Here is a 4818-nt window from a genome sequence, read left to right as displayed (position 1 = left end):
TAAGCTCGCGGTGTTGTTGTTTTAGCAAGTATTAAAAAAGCTCCTTGGTACAAAACCAAGGAGCTTTTGCGTTTAGCTGCGGCGTTTGCGTCGCCTTGGCGAACGACGCTCGTTATTCGCCTCTGGCTTCGCTGATTCTGATTCGGTTTTCTCGACCGTAGATGGCTTGCTTGATGTTACTTGCGGCTGGTTGGGCTTGGGCTGAACTTGCTGTTGCCCTTGCTGATTGCCATTACCACCATTGCCGCGCCGTCGGCGACGATTTGGTTGCTTCGGTTCATCAGGGTCATTCGTCGAGGGCTGCCGACCGCGCGGAGTTAGTTGCTCTGGCACGCCGCCCAGCGATTGCTGACGCACTGTCGCCGGTAGTTTTGGTCGCTCAGGCGTTGGGGTCGTGTCGCCTTTGCGCTTGAAGGCATGACGTGGTTTCCGTTCACTTGGCTCGTTGCTTGGTGTTGGGGCTACGCTAGCCTCAGCGTTGGCCGCCTCCGAGCGATTAAAGCGTTTCTGGCGTTCTGCTCGGTCAAAGCGTGGCCGTTGCTCGTTCGGATTTGTACGTTGTTCGCGTGCCTCGGGGTTTGGCCGAGCTTGTTGGGCTGGCTTGGGGCGTGGTTTGGGCTTATCGCCTGAACTTTCGGGATCTTCCTCAAACGAGCGTAGTTCATCCAAGCCCCAATCTTCGTTATCCCAGTTGTTCAGCGTTGATTTAATCGTTTCGCCAACTGGGCGGTTGAAACGTTTTTGGGCAATTGGTGCGGCCTCGCCTTGTTCGAGCCGTTCGCGGGCAATCGCTCCAGCTGCGCCTGTCAGGGTTTCAAGTTGATCAGCTTTGAAATCGTGGTAATTACTTTCAATATCAACGGTAACGGTTTCGCGAATGGTATTGACAGCAACTACATAGCCAATGCCTTCGGGCGTTTTGACCTGCTCGCCACGGGTTGGCAGCTCGGCCTTAATCTCAAGATATTGCTCTTGTTCATACGAAAGGCAGCAGAGCAAGCGCCCGCAAACCCCCGAAATTTTCGAGGGATTGAGTGGCAAGTCTTGATCTTTGGCCATTTTGACCGAAACGCGGGCAAAATCGGGCAAGAAGGTTGAGCAGCACAATGGTCGGCCACATGGCCCTAATCCGCCCAGCAGTTTGGCTTCATCGCGTGCCCCAATTTGCCGTAATTCGATCCGTGCATGGAAAATTCGCGCTAGTTCGCGTACCAAATGGCGAAAATCAACCCGCTGCTGCGAGGTGAAATAGATCGTCAAACGGGTGCCATCAAAATTCCAATCGCTGCGAATCAGGCGCATCGGCAAGCGATGCACGCTAATTCGTTCGGCACAAATCCGCAATACATCATCGCGTCGCTCAGCTAGCACTCGCATGCGGTCATAATCTTCGGTGGTGGGCTGGCGAATCACTGGTTTGAGTTCGGCAATCAAATCAGAATCGGGTAGATCTTCGATCGGTGCTGCCACTTTGCCAAGCTCTAGCCCGCGTACCGTTTCAACTACTACGGCATCGCCTAGCTCTAAATGATGTTGATTTGGGTCAAAATGGTAAATTTTGCCCGAATCTTTAAACTTAACTCCAACAACCAAGGGCATAGATCTATCCTAAAAAAGTAAAAGGCAGAAGTCAAAAGGCAGAATGTTCGGTTAATACATCGAACAGAATTTTGTGGTAGTGGTAAGTATCAGGTAGCTAAGGAGTGATTTTGATTTTTGCCCTTTGACTTTTGCCTTGAATAATTATCCTTCAAAGCCTTCGCTTGGGAGGTTTTTCCCCATGACGCGGAAGACTTGGACAGTTAGGGCTTTGCCTTTGAGTTGCAATGGCCCAACTTCCTGTACTTGGTAGCTCTCACCGAGCTTGGCAATCGTGGCTTCGCTGGTGTAGACGCTGTTTGGCTCGGCTTTGCCTTCAAGCCGCGAGGCAGTATTTACGGTGTCGCCATGGACAGTATACTCTAAACGTTCGCGTGTGCCGACGAGGCCTGAAATAACCCGCCCAGTGTTGACTCCAATTCGGATGCGGAAGTGTTTGCTGGCATCAATTTTGGCCATAAGCTTTTGATGTTGTACCAGCATATCTAGCGCTGTATCGATTGCACGTTGGGCGTGATCTTCATAATACACGGGAGCGCCAAAAAGCGCCATGATGCCATCGCCAATAAATTTATCGAGTGTGCCGCCATGCTCGAAAATCACATCGGTCATGACGCTTAGATATTCGTTTAAGAGGTTTTGTAGCTCTAGCGGCGGCAAGGTTTCAGTCATCGTGGTAAAACCTTGAATATCCGAGAACAACACGCTAGCATCTTGCTCAACTGGCTTCATGAAAATTTCGCCAGTTTCGTTAATTTGCTGGGCCACGGTTCGCGCTACATCGGGCGAGAGAAAACGGGCATATTGTTGACGTAATTTTTCTTCGTTGCGAATCTGGTTGGTCAGATTGGCCCGCTCGATGCCCAGTGAGGCTTGATAGGCTACTGCCGTCAACAATTCGCGATCGCGGATGCTAAATCGCTCTAGGCCTGGGCTATCGAGGTGAATCAAGCCTAAAACGCCAGCTCTCCCAATTAAAGGGACACACAATACTGAGTGAATATTTTGGCTGATGATGCTATCCTGTGAGCCAAATTCCACCCGTGCATCGGATGTGAGCAGCGCCACGCCCTCGCGCAACACGCGCCGCGCAATCGTCGAGCTAATGGTTAGCGATTGAGTTTCGCTCGGCGCTCGGACGACCATCGGCACCAGCCCATCTTGGCGCGTCATTAGCAATAAACCACGTTCGGCGGGAACCAAACGCAGCACTTCATCCATAATCGTGTCGAGTAATTCGCCTAAATCGAGAATCATGTTGAGGCGACTGCTGACTTGATAGAAATTTTGCAAAATATCGTTAGCATCGAGATTGAGTTCGGGGAGCTTGCCCGATGAGACTGAGCGGCTGTTGCTTTGCAGCGGCACAAGCTCTTCATCGGAGATAATCACGCTGGCCGCAGCCCGATCATCAAATTTAAGCTCGAATGGCCCGATGCTAATTAAATCGTTAGCTCGCAGAGCGGCTTCCTTCACCCGTAGCCCATTGACAAATGTGCCGTTGGAACTGCCAGTATCGCGCACAAAAATATCGCGGCCCCGGGTTTCAAGCGAGGCGTGATGACGCGAAACATGCGGGTGATTCAATACAATATCGTTTTGCCGCGAACGACCAATTTGTAGGCCGCGGCTGGTAATTGGAATATTCAGCGATTGCCCATCGATGGTCGCAAGCAAACGTGCCATGAAGTTCTTTCCTACTAGGTTGTTGCCTGATCAATGTGTGTGCAGTATAGCAGATGGCGCAACCATTAGACAGCAGGAGTTTGCCAATTGTTGCTCACCCATCCTGATGATTTTGCGGCGATCTGGCAACAATAATTCGCCCTTATTCAATCATTAAAAGGTTGTAAAAATGACTCTTCTGTCAGATTATTGGTGGTGAAACGCCAACAATCAGCCTGGATTGGTTAACGGATCTCTGCCTAATTGCTGGCGAAATGCTCGGTTGCTAGGCGGGCAACGTGCTATAATCGGACTGTGGGATCAACCATAGCACAAGGAGGTGTTCAATGTCTGAACTCTGGAATAGCCTTAAGCAACAAATTGCCCAGCACAATTGGGGATTATTTGGGCCAACGAGCTATGTGCTGGGGGTTGATTTAGGCAGTTATGGCATTCGCGCGGTTGTCACTGATATTTGTGGGCAACACCTGTTCCATGCCGCCACCGAGCTTGCTCCCGAAAGCACCGCCACAACTGTGCTTGAACAAAGTTTTAGTTTGATTCACGAATTGCTTGAAACCAATAATGTGCCAAGCCAGCAACTGGTGCGGATTGGCGTGGGCTTTGGTGGCCCGGTCGATGCGCTACGTGGGGTTACGCGTCGTTCATATCGCATGGCTGGTTGGAACGATTTGAATGTTTGCGAGCAATTTGAAGCCGCTTTTGATGCTCAAACATTGATCGAAAATGATGCGAGCTTGATTGCTTTTGGCGAATATATGTTTGGCGCTGGCCGTGATGTCCAAGATTTATATTATTTGCATTTGAGCACAGGTGTTGGTAGTGGTTTGGTGCTGAATGGCCAACTGCATCGCGGCATAACCACCAGCGCAGGCGAAATCGGCCATGCCCGTTATTCCTTGAACCATCAGCGCGAAATTGAAGATTTGCTCTCGATTCGCGGCTTATTAGCCCGCGCCAATGAACTTGGCCTACAAACCGATGATCTTGATGTGTTGTTCAATGATGCCAATGCTGGAGCTAAAACGATTAGCGAAGCAGTTGAAGTGCTTGGTTTAGGCTTGGCTGGCGTGGTGCAATTGCTTGATCCAGCCTTGTTGGTGCTTGGCGGGATTGTCACGCGCAAGGGTGGTGATGCGCTGTGCAGCGCGGTCGAAACCCAAGTTAATCAATTAATTAGCCCAACGCCTCCGCGCCATATTGCAGTTGTGCACTCGTTGTTGGGAGCCGAAGCAGTGGCGATTGGTGGTTTGGCCTTGGCTTTGCAAAGCCTCAATCAATAGTTGAGTTGGCTCAAATTGAGTCTTGCAGGAAATAAATTACTTATTTCTCCACCCTTCCGTCCCTCCGCTGGAGGGAAACGCAGGGGGCTTTAATCCCCCTGCACCCCCAAATTTCAATTTGTGTATGAATCGGTAAACTTAATTTACAAGTAACCCCACTGCAAGTTTGATAGTTGCGGTGGGATTATCGTTTGGAGGGAAACGTAGGGCTTTAATCCCCCTGCACTCCCAAATTTCAATTTGTGTATGA

The 4818-nt window shown here is 50.4% G+C and carries 3 protein-coding genes; 1 reads left to right on the top strand and 2 read right to left on the bottom strand.

All coding sequences use genetic code 11. The annotated features are described in order from the left end of the window. Positions 1 to 72: 72 nt before the first annotated feature. Both DEF47_RS16135 and DEF47_RS16130 read right to left on the bottom strand, forming a co-directional pair. A complete protein-coding gene (locus tag DEF47_RS16135) occupies positions 73 to 1599 on the bottom strand; it encodes a regulatory iron-sulfur-containing complex subunit RicT (RefSeq protein WP_012188631.1) in 1527 nt (508 codons plus the stop codon). A gap of 144 nt (positions 1600 to 1743) precedes the next feature. Further along, positions 1744 to 3285, bottom strand: a complete 1542-nt coding sequence (locus tag DEF47_RS16130) for an adenylate/guanylate cyclase domain-containing protein (RefSeq protein WP_012188632.1) — start codon at positions 3283 to 3285, stop codon at positions 1744 to 1746. 326 nt (positions 3286 to 3611) lie between these two features. Here DEF47_RS16130 and DEF47_RS16125 point away from each other — a divergent pair, with 326 nt between their 5' ends. Beyond that, positions 3612 to 4568, top strand: a complete 957-nt coding sequence (locus DEF47_RS16125; protein WP_012188633.1) for an ROK family protein — start codon at positions 3612 to 3614, stop codon at positions 4566 to 4568. Positions 4569 to 4818: the final 250 nt, after the last annotated feature.

This window comes from Herpetosiphon sp., assembly GCF_003512625.1.
GTDB lineage: Bacteria > Chloroflexota > Chloroflexia > Chloroflexales > Herpetosiphonaceae > Herpetosiphon > Herpetosiphon aurantiacus.
The sequence above is the reverse complement of the archived record's forward strand: the minus strand, read 5'-3'. Positions and strand labels throughout refer to the sequence as shown.

Bases quoted from the DNA above. Each gene is read 5' to 3' on its own strand.
- DEF47_RS16135 (WP_012188631.1), bottom strand. From the start codon at position 1,599: ATGCCCTTGGTTGTTGGAGTTAAGTTTAAAGATTCGGGCAAAATTTAC.
- DEF47_RS16130 (WP_012188632.1), bottom strand. From the start codon at position 3,285: ATGGCACGTTTGCTTGCGACCATCGATGGGCAATCGCTGAATATTCCA.
- DEF47_RS16125 (WP_012188633.1), top strand. From the start codon at position 3,612: ATGTCTGAACTCTGGAATAGCCTTAAGCAACAAATTGCCCAGCACAAT.